At 65.1% G+C, this 17,623-nt stretch carries 17 protein-coding genes; 7 read left to right on the forward strand and 10 right to left on the reverse strand.

From position 1 onward, the window contains the following. Nucleotides 1–63: 63 nt before the first annotated feature. Nucleotides 64–438, reverse strand: a complete 375-nt coding sequence (locus tag MRY84_RS11390; protein ID WP_291505845.1) for a PilZ domain-containing protein — start codon at nucleotides 436–438, stop codon at nucleotides 64–66. Between the two features lie 245 nt (nucleotides 439–683). Between MRY84_RS11390 and MRY84_RS11395 the strand changes: the two genes are divergently transcribed. The 4 genes from MRY84_RS11395 to MRY84_RS11410 all read left to right on the forward strand — a co-directional run bounded on the left by MRY84_RS11395 (nucleotide 684) and on the right by MRY84_RS11410 (nucleotide 5,825). Further along, nucleotides 684–3,548 (forward strand): EAL domain-containing protein, encoded by a 2,865-nt coding sequence (locus MRY84_RS11395; RefSeq protein ID WP_291505846.1) that lies wholly within the window; start codon nucleotides 684–686, stop codon nucleotides 3,546–3,548. Between the two features lie 317 nt (nucleotides 3,549–3,865). Then, on the forward strand, nucleotides 3,866–4,348 hold the full coding sequence (locus tag MRY84_RS11400; protein ID WP_291505847.1) for a hypothetical protein: 483 nt from the start codon (nucleotides 3,866–3,868) through the stop codon (nucleotides 4,346–4,348). A 135-nt stretch (nucleotides 4,349–4,483) separates the two neighbouring features. Further along, nucleotides 4,484–5,260 carry a 2OG-Fe dioxygenase family protein gene (locus tag MRY84_RS11405; protein WP_291505848.1) on the forward strand — a complete coding sequence of 259 codons (777 nt, stop codon included), beginning with the start codon at nucleotides 4,484–4,486 and terminating at the stop codon, nucleotides 5,258–5,260. Between the two features lie 127 nt (nucleotides 5,261–5,387). After that, nucleotides 5,388–5,825 carry a universal stress protein gene (locus MRY84_RS11410; protein ID WP_291505849.1) on the forward strand — a complete coding sequence of 146 codons (438 nt, stop codon included), beginning with the start codon at nucleotides 5,388–5,390 and terminating at the stop codon, nucleotides 5,823–5,825. 199 nt (nucleotides 5,826–6,024) lie between these two features. On the opposite strand, the gene MRY84_RS11415 is transcribed toward MRY84_RS11410, so the two are convergent. The 8 genes from MRY84_RS11415 to MRY84_RS11450 all read right to left on the reverse strand — a co-directional run bounded on the left by MRY84_RS11415 (nucleotide 6,025) and on the right by MRY84_RS11450 (nucleotide 14,541). Continuing rightward, nucleotides 6,025–7,014 carry a tripartite tricarboxylate transporter substrate binding protein gene (locus tag MRY84_RS11415; protein WP_291505850.1) on the reverse strand — a complete coding sequence of 330 codons (990 nt, stop codon included), beginning with the start codon at nucleotides 7,012–7,014 and terminating at the stop codon, nucleotides 6,025–6,027. Between the two features lie 193 nt (nucleotides 7,015–7,207). Then, entirely contained in the window at nucleotides 7,208–8,392 is a 1,185-nt protein-coding gene (bktB, locus tag MRY84_RS11420; protein WP_291505851.1) for a beta-ketothiolase BktB, read from the reverse strand. A gap of 93 nt (nucleotides 8,393–8,485) precedes the next feature. Next, nucleotides 8,486–9,247: an SDR family NAD(P)-dependent oxidoreductase gene (locus MRY84_RS11425; RefSeq protein WP_291505852.1), complete on the reverse strand. Its 762-nt coding sequence runs from the start codon at nucleotides 9,245–9,247 to the stop codon at nucleotides 8,486–8,488. A 106-nt stretch (nucleotides 9,248–9,353) separates the two neighbouring features. Further along, entirely contained in the window at nucleotides 9,354–11,036 is a 1,683-nt protein-coding gene (locus tag MRY84_RS11430; protein ID WP_291505853.1) for a methyl-accepting chemotaxis protein, read from the reverse strand. Between the two features lie 85 nt (nucleotides 11,037–11,121). Next, nucleotides 11,122–12,195, reverse strand: coding sequence for a sulfotransferase (locus tag MRY84_RS11435; RefSeq protein ID WP_291505854.1), 1,074 nt, complete (start codon nucleotides 12,193–12,195; stop codon nucleotides 11,122–11,124). Then, nucleotides 12,192–13,217, reverse strand: coding sequence for a hypothetical protein (locus tag MRY84_RS11440; protein ID WP_291505855.1), 1,026 nt, complete (start codon nucleotides 13,215–13,217; stop codon nucleotides 12,192–12,194). Before MRY84_RS11440 ends, MRY84_RS11435 begins: the two co-directional genes overlap by 4 nt. Further along, on the reverse strand, nucleotides 13,217–13,891 hold the full coding sequence (gene cysC / locus MRY84_RS11445) for an adenylyl-sulfate kinase (RefSeq protein WP_291505856.1): 675 nt from the start codon (nucleotides 13,889–13,891) through the stop codon (nucleotides 13,217–13,219). Before cysC ends, MRY84_RS11440 begins: the two co-directional genes overlap by 1 nt. A gap of 95 nt (nucleotides 13,892–13,986) precedes the next feature. Continuing rightward, nucleotides 13,987–14,541, reverse strand: a complete 555-nt coding sequence (locus tag MRY84_RS11450) for an acyl-homoserine-lactone synthase (protein WP_291505857.1) — start codon at nucleotides 14,539–14,541, stop codon at nucleotides 13,987–13,989. Between the two features lie 219 nt (nucleotides 14,542–14,760). Here MRY84_RS11450 and MRY84_RS11455 point away from each other — a divergent pair, with 219 nt between their 5' ends. Both MRY84_RS11455 and MRY84_RS11460 read left to right on the forward strand, forming a co-directional pair. Beyond that, nucleotides 14,761–15,474 (forward strand): autoinducer binding domain-containing protein, encoded by a 714-nt coding sequence (locus tag MRY84_RS11455; protein WP_291505860.1) that lies wholly within the window; start codon nucleotides 14,761–14,763, stop codon nucleotides 15,472–15,474. 73 nt (nucleotides 15,475–15,547) lie between these two features. Further along, entirely contained in the window at nucleotides 15,548–15,946 is a 399-nt protein-coding gene (locus MRY84_RS11460) for a DUF4902 domain-containing protein (RefSeq protein WP_291505861.1), read from the forward strand. A 62-nt stretch (nucleotides 15,947–16,008) separates the two neighbouring features. On the opposite strand, the gene MRY84_RS11465 is transcribed toward MRY84_RS11460, so the two are convergent. Continuing rightward, nucleotides 16,009–16,530, reverse strand: a complete 522-nt coding sequence (locus tag MRY84_RS11465) for a MarR family transcriptional regulator (RefSeq protein WP_291505858.1) — start codon at nucleotides 16,528–16,530, stop codon at nucleotides 16,009–16,011. Between the two features lie 90 nt (nucleotides 16,531–16,620). Between MRY84_RS11465 and MRY84_RS11470 the strand changes: the two genes are divergently transcribed. Continuing rightward, a complete protein-coding gene (locus MRY84_RS11470) occupies nucleotides 16,621–17,517 on the forward strand; it encodes an EamA family transporter (protein ID WP_291505859.1) in 897 nt (298 codons plus the stop codon). The last annotated feature ends 106 nt before the right edge of the window (nucleotides 17,518–17,623 follow it).

Raw genomic sequence — 17,623 nt, forward strand, 5'->3', positions numbered from 1 at the left:
ACGACGCGCGCGAACACAGTGCAAAGGGCTGCCAGCGGCAGCCCTTTTTTTATGCTGAGCTGGTCAGTGCGGCGCGCCGGCCATCGTCAATTCGCCCAGGTCGCGCTCCAGCAAGGCAGGGTCGCCCAGCTGCAGTTCGATCAGGCGGCGCAGGTGGGTCACGCTGTCCAGGTCGATGCTGCGGCAAAGCAGGCCGGTGTGCAGCCCTTCCACATGCGCGACTTCGGTGGACATGGCAATGTGGTTGCCGGTTTCCGCCAACGGGATGGTCAGCTGGCAGAGCATGCCGGCTTCCAGGTCCGCCTGGGCTGGTACCCGCAGCAACGCGCCCTTGAGAGACAGGTCCATCACGTGCACGCTGAACGCGTCGCTGGCGGTGGTCAGGAGGGCGGGAGCGTCAAAGCCGACGCGAACAAAGTGGCGGCGTTCATGGGGCATCGCGGTCTCCTGAAAGCGGGGGGTGGGCACATGCTACTCCAGCCTGTCGCTGCCCCGAAGTGTCGGGTGTGTCGCATTTGGATGTTTCTGCAAACTTTCGTTACCATGGCGCGATACCTCCCTATTTCCCCATCTTTCGACAGGGCCAAACTGTGAGTCCAGGCGTGTACCGGTTCGGGCGTCCTTGTGTCGGCTGGCTCCGATGGGCGGTCCTCTTGCCGTTGCTGTGTGCCTGCACTTTGGCCGTGGCCGCGCCGCGCGAACTTCGTGTGGGGGTGTATTCCAACGAGCCCAAGGTCTTCGTGGATGCGCAGGGCAAGCCCGCAGGCATCTTTGTAGACCTGTTGCAGCTGGTGGCTGCACGGGAGCAATGGACGCTGCAGTATGTTCCTTGCAACTGGCAGGATTGCCTGGACGCCTTGGCGGCGGGGCAGATCGACCTGATGCCCGATGTCGCCCGCAGCGCGGAGCGCGAGCGGCTGTACGACTTCCATGCCTCGCCGGTGCTCAACAGCTGGTCGCAGATCTACCGCGCGCGGGGCAGCTCGATCCAGTCCCTGCTGGATCTGGCCGGCAAGCGTGTGGCGGTGCTCAATGGCTCAGTGCAGCGCGCCACCTTCTTGCACATGATGGACAGCTTTGGCCTGGCGGTGCTGTTGATTGACGCGCACAGCCTTGATGAGGCGTTCGCGTTTGTCCAGAACGGCGATGCGGACGCGGTGATTTCGAACTACCAGTTCGGCAGCCTGCACGCGTCCGGGTTCGGCTTGGTGGATTCGGGCATCGTGTTCCAACCTGCCGCGTTGTACTTCGCCACCGGTCGGGGGCGCAACGCCGATGTGCTGGCGGCCATTGACCGAGCAGTGCAGGATTGGCGCAGTGGCGCTGACGCGCAATACGCCCAGGTGCTTCGCCGTTGGGGTGGGCCGGAGCCGGGCGCGCGCATCTCTCCGCTGATATGGTGGGCGCTGGCGGGGCTGGGGGTGTTCGCGCTGCTGGCCGGGCTCTCGGCGGTGGTGTTGCAGCGGCAGGTGCTTGAGCGCACGCGCCACCTTCAGGTGAGCGAACAGAAGTTGGCGACCATCCTCGACAGCGTGGGCGCCTTCATCTACATCAAGGGGCAAGACTACCGTTACCAGTATGCGAACCATCACATCTGCGAGCTGTTTGGCAGGCCTGCGAGCGAGGTGGTTGGACAGGACGATGCGGCGTTCTTCGATCCCGCCACTGCCGCGCAGATCCGCGAGAACGACCGGCGCGTGCTGGAGCGCGGCGAGCGGATCGAGGTCGAAGAGGTCAACACGCATCTGGCCGATGGGGTGACCCGGGCCTATCTGTCGGTCAAGATTCCCCTGCGCCTGCCTGATGGCAGCATCCATGGCCTGTGCGGCATTTCCACCGACATCACCGAGCGCAGCAAGGCTGAGGAGTCGCTTCGCCTGGCCGCATCGGTGTTCGAATCGTTCGAGGGCATGGTGGTCACCGGGCCGGACCAGCGCATCTTGAAGGCCAACCAGTCGTATGCGCGTCTCACGGGCTATACGGTGGAGGAGCTGGCAGGCCAGACACCGGCACTGTTGCGGTCCGGGCGCCACGATGCGCAGTTCTATGAAGGCATGCGCAACGCTTTGCGCACGACTGGTGCCTGGCAGGGCGAAGTGTGGAACCGGCGCAAGAACGGCGAGGTGTATCCGGCCTGGATCACGGTGACCGCCGTGCGTTCTGCACAAGGCGAGGTGACCCACTACGTGGGCACGCAGACGGACATTTCCCAGCGCAAGGCAGCCGAAGAGGAGATTCGCCTGCTGGCGTTCTACGACCCGCTCACGGGCCTGCCCAACCGCCGCCTCATGACCGACCGGCTCCAGCACAGCTTGGCCGCCGCTGCCCGATCGGGCGCGGGTGGCGCCCTGCTGTTTGTCGACCTGGACAACTTCAAGGATCTCAACGACACACAGGGCCATGAGATCGGCGACCAGCTCCTGCGCCAGGTGGCCGCCCGCTTGGGCGGCTGCGTGCGCAGCGGCGACACCGTGGCGCGGTTGGGGGGCGATGAATTCGTGCTGCTGATCGAGGGCTTGAGCCCGCAGCCTCACGAGGCAGCTGCCCAGGCCGAAACGGTGGGGCGTGCGGTGCTGCATGCCCTGGCCCAGGGCTATTCGCTTGGGGGGCACACTTACCACAGCTCCTGCAGCATTGGGGTGGCACTGTATGCCGACGCGCAAGGCGTGGTGGACGAACTGCTCAAGCGGGGCGACATGGCCATGTACCAGGCCAAGGGGGCCGGGCGCAATACGCTTCGATTCTTTGACCCACGCACGCAGGCAGCCGTCACCGCGCGAACGGCGCTGGAGTCAGGGCTGCACGAAGCACTGCGCGATGGCCAGTTCCTCCTGCACTACCAGGCACAGATCAGCCAAGCGCAGGGCATGGTGGGGGCCGAGGCGCTGGTGCGCTGGCAGCATCCACAGCGCGGACTGGTTTCGCCCGCGGAGTTCATCCCGGTGGCAGAAGCCTCGGGCCTCATCGTGCCGCTGGGGGCCTGGATATTGCGCACGGCGTGTTTACAACTGGTGGAGTGGGGCAAGGACGCTGCTACGGCACACTGGACCCTCGCAGTCAATGTGAGCGCGCGCCAGTTCCGCCACCCTTACTTCGTGGAAGAGGTGCTGGGGCTGCTCGAAGAGACAGGTGTCAATCCGCAGCGGTTGAAGCTGGAGCTGACCGAAACCCTGCTGCTGGACGACGTAGAAGACACGATTGAGAGGATGATGACTTTGCGGGCGGTGGGCCTGGGATTTTCGCTCGACGACTTCGGTACGGGCTATTCAAGCCTGAGCTATCTCAAGCGCCTGCCGCTGGACCAGCTCAAGATCGACCAGAGCTTTGTGCGCGACCTGCTCACCGATCCCAACGACGCCAGCATTGCGCGCACCATCGTGACGCTGGCCCAAAGTCTGGACCTGGGCGTGATTGCCGAGGGGGTAGAAACCTGCGAGCAGCGCGACATGCTGGCCAGCCTGGGATGCCATATGTGGCAGGGCTACCTCTTTGGCCGGCCCGGCCCCGCCAGCGCGCTGCGCGACACGCAGCTTGGAGCCGTGGCGTAGCAGCACGCGATCCGATCGCACCACGCTGCTTTTTGCGTTGCCCGCGACGGGCGGTCTTTGAATTGCTTTTGCTATTTATTTGATAGCTGCAGCCGCCGGATTGAGTAGCGCGAGAGGCTTGTTTGACCTATAGAATCAGCTGCGCGCCGTGCCCGCACGCGCTTTGGTCGAAGGTTGCCAAGTTTTCCTTCTATCTTTTGTGCCCTGCGCGGTGTAGGGTGGGCGAGGGCTCAGCCGAAACGGCACGAACCTGCCCCGACGCCATTCCATGTGATGCGCGGCGGCTGCCGACGGCCAAAAAAACAAGGAGTTTCCCCATGAAAGACACCACCACCGCGACGCGTTCCCTCCGTCTTCTTCTGTCCGGCGCGACGGCCGCGCTGCTGATGGCTGCCGCTGGCGGTGCCCAAGCGCAGGCCTATGTCAACGCCACCGTGGGCGGTCAACTGGCGCCCGGCGTGTATGGCCGCATCGACATCGGCAATGCGCCGCCGCCGCCCCTGATCTACGCCGAGCCGGTCATCATCCACCGCCCTGCGGTAGTGGTGCCGCGCTCGCCCATTTACCTCTACGTGCCGCCCGGGCATGCCAAGAACTGGGCGAAGCATTGCGCCCGCTACAACGCCTGCAGCCAGCCGGTGTATTTTGTGCAGGAGCCCCCGCCACGCCGGGGTCCTCCACACCGTGGACCGGGCCGCGATGACGCGCGTTGGGACGATGGCAACCGTCATGGCGGCAAGCACGACCGTGGCCATGGCCATGGGAAGGGGCATGGGAAGGGTCACGGCAACCGCGACTGACTGATAGCCGGCAGATGTTGGTGGCCAACGGGTCATCGGGACCCTTGGGTCATCGGTTCATGGGCTCAGTAGTTGCCTGCCCGGCGCTGCATTGCGCGAGGAGAGTTGCGCGCCAGCGGTTAAGCTCGGGCTCCTATGGCCCAAGTCACTTTTTCTCCTCCGTTCACGGCACCTACTGAAGTAGCGAGCCAGTTGCGCCAGGCGGGCTATGCCGTGCTGGCGCCCGCCGACGTAGCCCGTTGGGTCGGCTGCGATCTCTCGGCGTTGATGGCTCTCAATAGCGACTGGGCCGCCTTGCCGCCCGACGATTTCCTCAAGGATGGTGGCCGTTATCGACGCCGTCGCCATGCCTGCTTTGTGGCGCAGGGCGGGCAACTGCAGCAGGCGCCGCACCGGGCGCATTGGCAGCCCGTGGAATACAACGCGCTGCATGGCGGCATGGAGCGCTGGTTCGCGCCCATGGAGCCGGCTACCGTGGCCCGGCCGGTCTGGCGGCAGTTGCTGGCGGCGCTGACCGGGGTTTGCAACGCGGTGTTCTCTCCCGACGCGCCGGTGCCGTGGTTCATCGAGGCACACCAGTTCCGCATCGACACCACCGATGGCATTGGCCGGCCCACGCCCGAGGGCGCCCACCGCGATGGCGTGGACCTGGTGGCCGTCTTTCTGGTGGGACGCGAGGGCATCAAGGGGGGCGAGACCCGCGTCTTCGAGGCCACGGGCCCGAACGGCCAGCGCTTTACCCTCACCGAGCCGTGGTCGCTCATGCTGCTCGACGATGCCCGCATGATCCATGAGTCCACCCCCATCCAGCCACTGGCCGAAGGCGGGTACCGCGATACCCTGGTGGTGACCTGCCGGCGTGGCAATTTTCAGGGGGCCGATGTGGTGGGGCAGGCGCCTGCCGCGGGCTGAGCAAGCACAGCTCTGCGCCTGATTTGATGCGAATCAAGATGCGCGGTATGGTGTGCGTTCACACTGGCGTTGCAGCAAAAAGCCGGGCCACAAGCTTGGCTCACCATTCAACCTAAGGAGAAGCACCATGTTCAAGCACATTCTGGTTCCAGTCGACGGCTCCCAAACCTCGATGCTGGCCGTATCCAAGGCCGCCGGGTTGGCCAAGGCCTTTGGCAGCGCCGTCACTGCCGTCTATGTGGTGGATCCCTATCCCTTCACCGGCGTGGGCGCTGATTTTGCGTATGGCCAGGCACAGTACATCAATGCCGCCACCGCCGAAGCCAACGCAGCTCTGGAAGCCACGCGCAAAGCCATGGCCGATGCCGGTGTGGCTGTCACCACCGTGGTGGGCGAAGGCCATGCAGTGCACGACGGCATCCTGCGCGCGCTGGAGAGCACGGGCGCTGACCTCATCGTGATGGGTTCGCATGGTCGCCGCGGCCTTGAAAAGTTGGTGCTGGGCAGCGTCACGCAGCGCGTTTTGGGAGTGGTGCATATCCCCGTGCTGGTGGTGCGCGACTGAGCGAGTTGCTCCATAAAAAAACGGCTCCTTACGGGGCCGTTTTTCATGGCAGTTCTTGATAACGCTGCGCATCCCGCATCCCGCATCCCACAGCTCGTGGAACAGGCACACCCCCCGCCAGTGCACCCGTGGATCTGGCTCCGCCAGGCCACCGGGTGCGTCCCCCTTGGGGGAAGGCGCCGCAGGCGACTCAGGGGGGCTACTCAATCTTCGCGCCGGAGGCTTCCACGATGCCCTTCCACTTGGCGTAGTCGGACTTCAGCAGCGTGCCCAGCTGTGCAGGCGACATGGCTTCGGCCTCTGCGCCCTGGGCCTGGATGGCCGCCTTCATGTCGGCGGTGGCCAGCAGCTTGTTGATCTCGGCATTGATGGCTGTGACCACGGGGGCGGGCGTGCCTGCGGGAGCGAAAACGCCGTACCAGGTGCTGACATCGAAGTCCTTGAAACCGGACTCGGCCACGGTGGGCACTTCGGGCAGCGACGAGCTGCGCTTGGCGGAGGTGACCGCCAGGGGGCGCAGCTTGCCCGCCTTGATCTGGCCCATGGCCGAGGGCAGGGACGAGACCAGCAGATCGACATTGCCAGCCAGCGCATCCATCAGCGCGGGGTTGGAGCCCTTGTAGGGAATGTGGCTGAGCTTGATGCCTGCCGCCTGCTCGAACAGGTGCCCGGCCAGGTGGATGGACGTACCGTTGCCTGGCGAGCCGTAGGTGATGGTGCCGGGCGTTGCCTTGGCCGCCGTCACCACGTCGGCCAGCGTCTTGTACTTGCTGTTGACGCTGGTCGCAATGACAACCGGCGTGTAGGCCACATGGGCCACGGCCGTCAGGTCCTTGGTAGGGTCCCAGGGCAGGTTCTTGTACAGCCAGGGGCCGATCACCAAGTTGTCTTTCTGGCCCATCACAAGGTCATAGCCCGTGGGCGCGGCCTTGACCGCTTCGCCAATGCCGATGGTGCCACCGGCACCCGCCTTGTTGTCGGCCACCACGGTCCACTTGGCGCTTTCGGTGAGCTTGGTGGCCACCAGGCGCGAGAGGATGTCCGTGCCGCCGCCCGGGGGGAAGGGAACGATCAGCCGGATGGGTTTGTTGGGGTAGGCGCCTGCGGCGGCCGGTGCAGGCGCCTGCGCGTGGGCGGTGGCGCCCACCGCAAAGGCGAGGGCGGTGAACGAAAGCAGGGTACGAATCATGGTGAGCAATGTCTCCGTCGGTTCAGGGATGTGCGGGCAACAGACATGGGGGTGGGTTGCACGGCTGATCTGGGTCAGCGCCACCAATGATCGCTGATCACTCGCGGCGCCGCCTTGCCAATGGAGGGTGGCAGCATCGCGGGAGGCGATGGCGGCGCGGCGGTCTCTAGGCAGTCCAGCCGGTCCGGTGCGGTCAGATACGTTCAAAGATCGCCGCGATGCCCTGGCCGCCGCCAATGCACATGGTCACCAGCGCGTAACGCCCCTGCACGCGCTGCAGCTCATGCAGCGCCTTGACGGTGATGAGCGCGCCCGTGGCGCCGATCGGATGGCCCAGCGAGATGCCCGAGCCGTTGGGGTTGACCTTGGCCGGGTCCAGGCCCAGGTCTTTCGTCACCGCGCAGGCCTGTGCGGCGAAGGCCTCGTTGGCTTCGATCACGTCCAGGTCGTTGACGGTGAGGCCCGCCTTCTTGAGCGCCAGCTGCGTGGCCGGCACGGGGCCGATGCCCATGTACTTGGGGTCCACGCCGGCGTGGGCATATGCCACCAGCCGGGCCAGGGGCTTGGCGCCGCGGGCCTTGGCGGCACCGGCTTCCATCAGCACCACGGCTGCGGCAGCGTCGTTGATGCCCGAGGCATTGCCGGCCGTGACGGTGCCGTTTTCCTTCACGAATACGGGCTTGAGCTTGGCCAGGTCGTCCATCGTGGCGCCGGGGCGGAAATGCTCGTCGGTGGCGTACTGCACGTCGCCCTTCTTGCTCTTCAACGTGACGGGCACGATCTGTTCCTTGAACAGGCCTGCCTGCGTGGCGCGCTCGGCTCGGTTGTGGCTTTCCACGGCCAGCTTGTCCTGGTCTTCGCGCGTGATGCCCCACTTGGCGGCGATGTTCTCGGCCGTCACACCCATGTGAATGGTGTGGAAGGGGTCGTGCAGCGCGCCGATCATCATGTCCACCATCTTGCTGTCGCCCATGCGGGCGCCCCAGCGCATGTTCAGGCTGGCAAAGGGAGCGCGGCTCATGTTTTCGGCGCCCCCCCCAATAGCGATGTCGGTGTCGCCCAGCTGAATGGTCTGTGCGGCCGACACGATGGCCTGCAGGCCCGAGCCGCACAGGCGGTTGACGTTGAAAGCGGGTGTGCCCTCCGCGCATCCGCCGTTGATCGCGGCAACCCGCGAGAGGTACATGTCCTTGGGCTCGGTGTTCACCACATGGCCGAACACCACGTGGCCCACGTCCTTGCCTTCCACGCTGGCGCGGGCCAGCGATTCCTTGACGACCAGGGCACCCAGCTCAGTGGGCGGCACATCCTTCAGGCTGCCGCCAAAGGTGCCAATGGCGGTGCGCACCGCGCTGACGACGACGACTTCACGGGTCATGGGGAGGGTCCTTTCAGAGAAATTTCAAGTCAAACTGGCCACCAGCGCTTATCCAGCAAGCGCTAGCAGCTATGAAAACAGGAGTGACGCGGTTCACGCGTCCCGGACATCGGCCACCGGGTTGGTGCCGAAGTCTGCGCGCTGCAGCCAGGCCAGCACGCGGGTGGCGGCGTCCTGGGGCGATGTGAGCTGGCCCCCCGTCTTGAGGTTGGCGAAATTCTGGCGGTCCGGAAAGGCGGCCGGGTCGGCGCCGCGCAACTGGACCTGCATGTCGGTGTCGATCACACCGGGCGCCAGCGAGCATACCTTGGCGCCATGGGGCTTGAGCGCCTCGTCCAGCGCCAGGCAGCGCGTGAAATGGTCCATGCCCGCCTTGGCCGCGCAGTAAGCGGCCTGCGAGGCCATGGCGCGACGGCCCAGGCCTGAAGAAATGTTGAGCACCTTGCGCGGCACCGTCCAGGCTTCGGTCGCGCCCAGGAACGCGGCGGTAAGTTGCATGGGCGCCTCCAGGCCCACGCGCAGCGCATTGGCCAGGTCGGCCGCGTCGCTGTGCGACAGCGGTGCAATGCGCGGGATCACTCCGGCGTTGTTGATGAGTGTGGCGCTGGCAAAGGCTTGGGGCCCCTGGGCCTGCAGCCAGGATCGCAGCCTGTGCGCGGCCTGTTCGCCTTGCGAGAGGTCTTGCTGCCACTGCTCAATGCTGGCGCCAGCGGCCTGGGCTCCTGCCGCCAGCTCTGCGTTGGCGCCGCGCGCAATGCAGATCAGTGTGTTGCCGCCGCGCAGCAGTTGCCAGGCCATGGCCAGGCCCATGCCGCGCGAGGCGCCGGTGAGGATGTAGAGATGAGTGGATGGCATCTCGCCATCCTACTGCGGCCGGCCCGGGGCTGGCTGTCGCCAACGGGCTCCCGCATGGTCGGGCGTGTCGAGCGGCAAGCTCAGGGTGGGTCAGGTGACTCCGTGCTCAGGCTGCCGCAATGGCGCGGGGTGCGCCGACCCGAGCCATCGGCGAGAGTGCCGCGAGTGCTGAGGGCGCGAGTGCCGCCGTGTCATGTTCCCTGGGGTTGGAGGCCCGGCTGGCAGCGGGCGACGGGGTGCTGCTGCCTGTTGTGCCCAGCTGGAACACCGAGACCAGTTGGACGAGATCCTGGGCCTGGCTCTTCATGCTGCTGGCGGCAGCGGCCATTTCCTCGACCAGTGCCGCATTCTGTTGCGTGGCCTGATCCATCTGCGTCACGGCCTCTCCCACCTGGCCCACGCCGTCGCTTTGCTCGGCACTGGCTGCGCTGATCTCGCTCATGATGTCCGTGACACGCCGGATGGACTCCACGACGTCCGTCATCGTCTGCCCGGCCTTGTCCACCAGGGACGTGCCCTGTTCAACGCGGCTGACGCTGGCGGAGATGAGTTCCTTGATCTCCTTGGCAGCCTCGGCGGAGCGGCCGGCCAGGCCGCGTACCTCGGTGGCAACGACGGCAAAGCCGCGGCCCTGGTCTCCAGCGCGCGCTGCTTCCACGGCGGCGTTCAGGGCCAGGATATTGGTCTGGAAGGCGATGCCATCGATCACGCTGATGATGTCGGAAATCCGCTTGGAGCTGTCGTTGATGCCCTTCATGGTTTCCACCACCTGGGCCACCACCTTGCCACCTTCCATGGCCACATTGTTGGCGTTCCGGGCGAGCTGGTTGGCTTGCTGAGCGCTGTCTGAGTTCTGCTTCACGGTCGAGTCCAGCTCATCCATGGAGGCAGCGGTCTGCTGCAGCGCGGCGGCCTGGCGTTCGGTGCGGGCCGAGAGGTCGTGGTTGCCCTGCGAGATTTCTGCACTGGCGGTGGAGACGCTTTCGGCGCTTTGCCGCACGTTGGCCACGATATCGGCCAGCCTGTCGCGCATGTGGGTCAGCTCGGTGAGCAACTGACCTGGCTCATCCTTGGCGCCCACAGGGATCGGGGTGGCCAGATCGCCCGCGGCAATGGCCGTGGTGGCCTGGACGGCTTGGCGCACCGGGGTCGTGATGGAGCGCGTGGTCCACCACGCCAGGAACATGCCCACCAGGATGGCCAGCAGCGTGCTGCCGGTGACCCAGGCGGTGCTGGACTCGGCCTTGCGCGTGGTGTCCTTCAGCGTCCGGGCCACGCCTTCGTCCAGGGTGTGGGTCAGATCCTGCAGGATTGCTGCGTAGTTTTGAAAGATGGGCGCCAGCACGGTGTCCGCCTGTGCCGCAACGTCCTGCCCGGCCTCCTTGGCCTTGACGAGTTCGGTGCGCTTGACGCGGTAGGCATCGCGCGCAGCGATGGCCTGGCCGTAAAGCTGCATTTCCCTCCCCGGCAACAGGTAACCCTGCACTTCCTGCATGCGCTTGCTTTGCACCTCAACCACGGCGGACATGTCCTTCTTGAGCTTGCCGGCGTACTGGGCATCGCCTGCCTTGAGGAACGCCTCGGTGCGCAGCCAGTTCATCTGGATGTCGGTCTGCCATTGGTGCACGATGTTCTGGCGCTTGAGTTCCGAAGTGGCGATGTGTTCATTGCTGTGCTGCAGGGCGGTTACGCTCCTGACGCCGAGTGCAGCGATGACCAGGGTGATCATTAGCAGCATCCCGAACGCTACTCCAAGTCGGATGCCCAGTTTCAGGTCTTTGATGCGCATGGCGGTTCCTTGAAGGTGCAGTGACGAAGGTGTGTGAGGAGGTGGCGGGACGGTGCCTGAAGTTCAGGTGAGGTTGCCCTGCTGGTCAGGGCATGGCTGCCGCCCCGGCTTCCAGGGCGATGGCGCTTTGCAGGCGCTGGCGTACGCGTGCCAGGTAGTCGGCCCGCACGCGGCGGGCGGCATAGTCGCCGGGCGCGCTGCGCAGCAGCTGCTCCCAGGCCTCGCCGCGGCGTCTTTCCGATTCCTGCTGGCATTGCGCAAGTTCCGCGGGCGTGGGGTGGGGGGCCTGGGCCTCGGTCATGCATTCGTAGCCGTAGTACTGCATGTGTTCCCACGCCAGACTTTCGATGGCCTCGATTTCATGGAGTTGCAGCTGGGTCTTGAACTTGTCCTTGTTGGCAGGCAAGGGCGCGAAGCAGTTGGATTCCCACAGGGCCGACATGCGGGACAGTTCCTGCGCCTCCTGCGATGCCGCGATGTCCAGCATCTGCGGCAGGAACTCGATGCCGATGAAGTGGCAGATGCGGCGTAGCGTGTGTTCCTGGTCGCTCAGGAAGTCTTCATAGCGGACGGTGAGCACGCGTTCCGGATAGTGGAGCGCCAGGGCGCGGCCCGCCGTGTGGGCCTTGACCCAGGCTTGGGCGTTCAGCGTGGTGTCGAAGTCGTGGATGATCGCGCGGTTCATCGAGGCCACCTGCGCCCGGGGATCGCGCACCACGTTCAGAAAGCGCATGTCGGGGAAGAGGTCCATCAATTCGTGCGCGTACTGCACGCTGTCGAGCGACTTGTCCATGGCGACACTGGCTCCATGCGCCTCCGCGCTGCGCTGCAGCAGTTCCCACACGATGCGATGCACGCTGCGCGGTTCGTCCTGAAGCGCGTTGAATATCTCATCGGCGTGAAACTCCACACCGGGCCACTTGACCATGCTGGCCTGTTGCAGCCCCACCACGTCCTCGACCATCTGCCGGTACGTGCTGTCGTCGCTCAGATCGCCATACATCGGCACCAGCGGCATGAAATCCACGATGTGCAGTGGGTAGGGCGAATGGAAGCTTGGGCTGGCGTTAAGGCGCAGGCGCAACGCGTGGCTGCCGCAGCGCCGTAGCGGAATCATCAAGAGCGGCAGGGGACGTGAGGTGCGGCGTGGCTGTTTCATGGCGTTTCAGACTCCAGGTGCGCGAAGAACTCATTGATGAAGCGGTCCATGTCCCGATCGGGCAGCCGGTCGATGCCGCCCGCGCCTTGCCGCCCGCCACCGTGCGGGTAGCGGCTGCAGAAGATGTCGGCCCGGCTGGCGCTGGCACTGCCGATCCGCAGACTGACCAAGAAATCGCCGTCCGAACGGGGCGTGATCACGGCGACCGAACGCCCGTTGTTGCGCGCCACCAGCTGGTTGGCCAGGGTGCCGCACAGGCGCCGCGCCCACGCGCGGTTGGGCAGCACATACACCGTGGCTCTGTCGTTGGCGGTATAGGGGAGCAGGTCCTGTACGGCTTGTTGGTCGCTGATATAGCCCTCTTGCAGGCGGCGGAACTCGTAGGCCCTGGCCATGAAGTCGAGCGGGCTTTCGAAGCGGTGCATCGAGCGGTACAGCTGCACGGGGCAAAAGTGCAGGTCTTCGCGGCTCTCGCCATAGGCGTTGTAGTTGAGCAGGTAGCCCAGTTGCGCCAGCGCCCCGCGGGTGGCCGCGGTGCAGTCCTGCTCGCGCGCCATGCGGTCGGCCACCGCGTCCAGGTTGTCGCCATAGGCGGCCACGATGGCCCATTGCCGCAAGACACCGCCCAGGTAGCGGTCTACCAGGATGCTGGTGCAGACGTCCAGGCCGGTGTCTATGTGGGCATTGAGCTGCGGGTGAGGGAAAAGGGTTTGGGCGCTGTGGTGGTCGAAATAGGTCACTTGGCCGCCGCCATTGAGCACCTGGCACACGCCTTGCGCGTTGCGGTCCCACGAGATGTCGAGCGCGGTCACCTGCAGCGGCCGACCGGAGGGCAACTGGTCGAACAGGGCGATATCCCGTTTCACTCCGCTGATGAGGACGCTGTCACGGGGTTCCACCAAGCGCAGCTGGTGCAAGGCGCACAGCCCGTCGGCATCGCCGTTGAAAAGGTCATAGGAAGTCAGTTCAGCTGCCGCGGCATTTGGCGCTGAGGTGGAAGCAAGGGAGTAATCGGCAGACATCAAGAACAAGAAGTACGAGCAACAGACTGGCTTTCAGCGCTGCGCTGATGGATGAATCCGCGCTCCTGCAGGAGTGCGAGCACCTGTGCACAGGCTTCGGGCAGACTGAGGTGGGCGGTATCCATGCGGAAATCGGGTGATTCAGGCGCCTCATAGGGCGCTGAGACCCCGGTGAAGTGCGGAATGCGCCCAGTGCGCGCCATGGTGTAGAGGCCCTTGGGGTCGCGGCCTTCGCAGACCTCCAGCGGCGTACTCACATGCACCTCCAGAAAGCGGTGTTCCCCGATGAGGGTTCGGGCCAGAGCGCGGTCGCTGCGCTGGGGGGAGATCAGGGCGGTGAAAACCACCAACCCGGCATCGTTCATGAGGGCGGCGACCTCGGCCACGCGACGAATGTTTTCGGAGCGCTCGGCGGCACTGAAGCCCAGGTCGCGGTTGAGCCGGTGCCGCAGGTTGTCGCCGTCCAGCACAAAGCTGGCATATCCAAGCTCGTGCAACTGCTCCTCCAGCGCGTAGGCCAGGGTCGACTTGCCAGCGCCGCTCAGTCCCGTAAGCCAGACGGTGACGGGCCGCTGCTGCAGCAGGTGCTCTCGCAAGGTGGTGGTCACCCGGCCTGCGTGCGGAATCACCAGTCGCAGGCCGTCGAGGGGCGTCGGTTCAGCTGCTGCAGCCATTGGGGCCTGGAGCGGCGGAGGCGCAGAGGGGAGCGCGGAGTGGAGTGGCATGGTCAAGTCACGGAAAGGCGGAGGCAGCGAGCGCGTTCGATCCGTCACTTGCACCGGATCGAGCAGGCAAAAAGCGGGTGACCCTGGACCACGAGTGGGGGGCCCAGGCGATGGGACTCAAAACCCGTGCGCCTCAGAAGGCGTTCCACCCCCAGTGGCGATACAGTGACCATGCGCTCGGCCCCACGTGCCATGGCACAGCGGCTGGCCGCCTGCAGCAGGCCGGTGGTGATGGGCGAGGAGAATTGGTCGAGCGCGGAGCCCGTGGGCCCGGAGAAATCCATGGAGGCAAAGCGGGACAGCTCCCACACTTCTGGGGCTTCGGGGGGCGCAGCCCCGTTGAGCAGCTGCGGAAACACCTCGCCCAGCAGATAGGGGCGGGTGGTGGGCAGCAGCCGGGCGGTGCCAATCACCTCGCCATCTTCGTTCTGGGCAATGACATAGACGGTGTCATCCCGGTCGAATTGGTCCAGTTCCAGGGCATCGCGGCAGTGCAGTTGCCAGCCAAGCTTTTCCACGAAGACACGGTGCCGGTACCGGGCCATGCGGGTCAGCAGGGGTGGATGCAGTTCCGCAGAGCAGCCAGAGGTGATGCGCATTGGAGATTCCCTCGTGAGTTTTCTCCATTAGAAAAGCCCGAGAATGCATTTGTAACTACCAACTCTGGTAGGTGCCGCGTGAATTCTTCCCCGTCAAAATCGGCTCGCCCTCGGGCTGCAATACCGCCACAATGTCAAAAAATTCACCGGCGGCTCATGGTGCGAAATTCGCTTTTGGACAGTCAGTCTCCATGGGGTGGTGCTCGACGAGGGGGTCCTATGACAAGTTGGCAGGAAGATCTTTTGGCGGTGATGGATCGCGCGCAGTCAGAGCAGGAGGTTTTCTGCAAAATCGAGCTCGCCGCGCGCGCCCTGGGGTTTGAATACTGCGCCTATGGCCTGCGGGTGCCCATGCCCCTGTCCAACCCCAAGACCATCTTCTTGAACAACTACCCGCAGGCCTGGCAGGAGCGGTATGTGCAGAAGGCTTACGTGCAGGTGGATCCCACGGTGCAACATGGGTGCCGCAAGCAAACTCCGCTGGTCTGGTCGGACGATGTTTTTGCTTCGGCCCGGGAGTTCTGGGAGGAGGCACGCTCTTTCGGCCTGCGCTTTGGATGGGCGCAATCGTGCATTGATGGGGGCGGGGTGCGCGGCATGCTGACATTGGCGCGTTCCTCTGAAGCCTTGGAACCCGACGAGCTTGCCCACGGCGAAATGAAGATGCGCTGGTTGGCCCATATTGCGCACCTGATCCTGTCGCGGATATTCACCACCCGCCAGGCCGAAGAGATGCAGCCGCATCTGACGGCCAGAGAAATCGAGGTGCTCAAATGGACTGCCGACGGCAAGACCTCTGCCGATATCTCCTCGCTGTTGGATGTGTCGGAAAACACCGTGAACTTCCACGTCAAGAACGCGGTGACCAAACTGCAAACCACCAACAAGACGGCTGCCACGGTGCGCGCCGCCATGCTCGGGCTGTTGGGCTGATGCTGCGTTCCGGGGGCATGAAGCCAAGACATTCCACTGCCGGGGGCGCTGGCAGGGGGTGGCTGTGAACACCATGCAGGTGTCGCCAGACGGCCTCCTGCGCCTGTCGATTGACGAGCTGCTGTCTCTGCCCATCCACCATCTGATGTCGGCGGTGGACTTGGACCTGGTCGTGCCACGCACGGCGGTGTGCGGTTGTGAAACCACCATCAGTGGCTATACCGAATGGGTGAGCGCGTCCTGCCCCGTGGTCTCGATTGGCTGGGACTGGCATATCAGCCTCTGGACATCGCAACGGCCTTTCGTGTGGTCCAGGCTAGGTCAGCCCCGCAGCAACGTGATGCTGGTGTATTCCTCTGGCAGCGACACGGGATGGCAAAAGAACCTGGAGCTGCTGTCCACGGTGGTGGATGCTTTGCCCTGGCAGGAGCAGCTGAGCCACGCAGTGGCGGCCTTGCTGCCAAGCCACTGAATGTGCTGCAAAAAATATAGCGTTGGTTGTCGCCGTTGAAGCGCCAGGACGCGAAAGCTCGTCTATTCTTCCCCGTCTGCGGTGGGCTCCAGCGTTGCCAGCAACCGTGCCAGGCGCGCGTCCAGCGCAGTCAGCTCGCTTGCCTTAAGCGGCGCCAGAATGCGGTGCTCGTTGGCCACATGGGCCTCCACCGCACGGTCGATCAGCGCCAGCCCGGTGGGGGTGAGCTGCACCAGGGAGCTGCGCGCGTCGTCCGGGTTGGGGAGCCGTTCAATCCAGCCGCTCGCTTCCAGCTTGCCCATCCGGTGCGTCATCGTGCCCGAGGTGACCATGAGCGTGGAGAACAGCGTGGTAGGTGCCAGGCAGTAGGGCGCGCCCGAGCGGCGCAGCGTCGCCAGCATGTCGAACTCCCAGAAGCTCAGCCCGAACTCGGCAAAAGTTGCATCCAGGCGGCGCTGCAACAGCGCTGCGCATCGTTTGAGGCGGCCAATGGGCCCCATCGGGCTTACGTCCAGATCAGGGCGTTCGCGCTGCCACTGGGTGAGGATGGCGTCGACGGCATCGGGCGGGCGGGAGCGGGCCATGGGCTTCAAACAATGAGGTTAATAGAGGGGTTTTATCTTGACATCGAGATTGTATGGTAAGGTCTGTATATCTTGATTTGAAGATAAATAATGCAACCCACGCGCACTACCCCTTGGATCGACGCACTGGTCACAGGCATCGGTCCCGTCATCTGGGGTTCCACCTATATCGTGACGACCGAGCTTTTGCCTCCGGATCGGCCGTTTACAGCGGCGTTGCTGCGTACGCTGCCGGCGGGACTGCTGCTGGTGTTGTGGTGCCGCCGCTGGCCCGCGTGGGGTGACTGGACGGGATGGCGCCGACTGCTGGTGCTGGCGGCGCTGAACATTGGTGTTTTCCAGGCGCTGCTGTTTGTGGCTGCCTATCGTCTGCCGGGCGGTGTGGCGGCGGTGGTGGGGGCCATTGGCCCGCTGGTGGTGATGGGGCTCACCTGGGCGCTCGACCATCGCCGTCCGCCCGCAGTGGCACTGGCGGCGGGTGGGCTGGGCGTGCTGGGCATGGCCGCGCTGCTGCTGTCGCCGGGCTCGCGCTGGGATATGGTGGGTGTCGCCGCGGCGCTGGCAGGCACGTTGTGCATGGCGGCCGGCACATTCTGGTCGCGCCGCTGGCGCTCCGACTTGCCGGTGCTGGCCTTCACGGGTTGGCAGCTGCTGGCCGGCGGCTTGATGCTGGCCCCGGTGGCGTGGGCGGTAGATCCCGCACTGCCGACATTGACTGCCACCCACATCGGCGGCTACCTCTACCTGAGCCTTGCCGGCGCCTTGCTGGCTTATGCGCTTTGGTTCCGGGGGATTGCGCGCCTGCCGTCGGTGGCTGTGTCGTCGCTGGGGTTGCTCAGCCCCGTTACGGCCGTCCTGTTGGGCTGGCTGCTCTTGGGGCAGGCCATGACCGGAGTGGCGCTGGTGGGCATGTGCGTCGTCCTGGGGAGCATTCTGGCGGTGCAGTGGGCGATGTCGCGGCCCACCTCACGGGCAACTTTGTCTTAGAACGTGTTTACGATCTTTTCAGGACCGCGCAAGTGCCGGGCCGGGATGGGGTGGAAGGGGCGGGGCGCACCCCAAAGCACGGCGCTTTGAACAAGCCGCCACGCCG

It is taken from the genome of Acidovorax sp. (genome assembly GCF_022763525.1).
Taxonomy (GTDB): domain Bacteria; phylum Pseudomonadota; class Gammaproteobacteria; order Burkholderiales; family Burkholderiaceae_C; genus Acidovorax.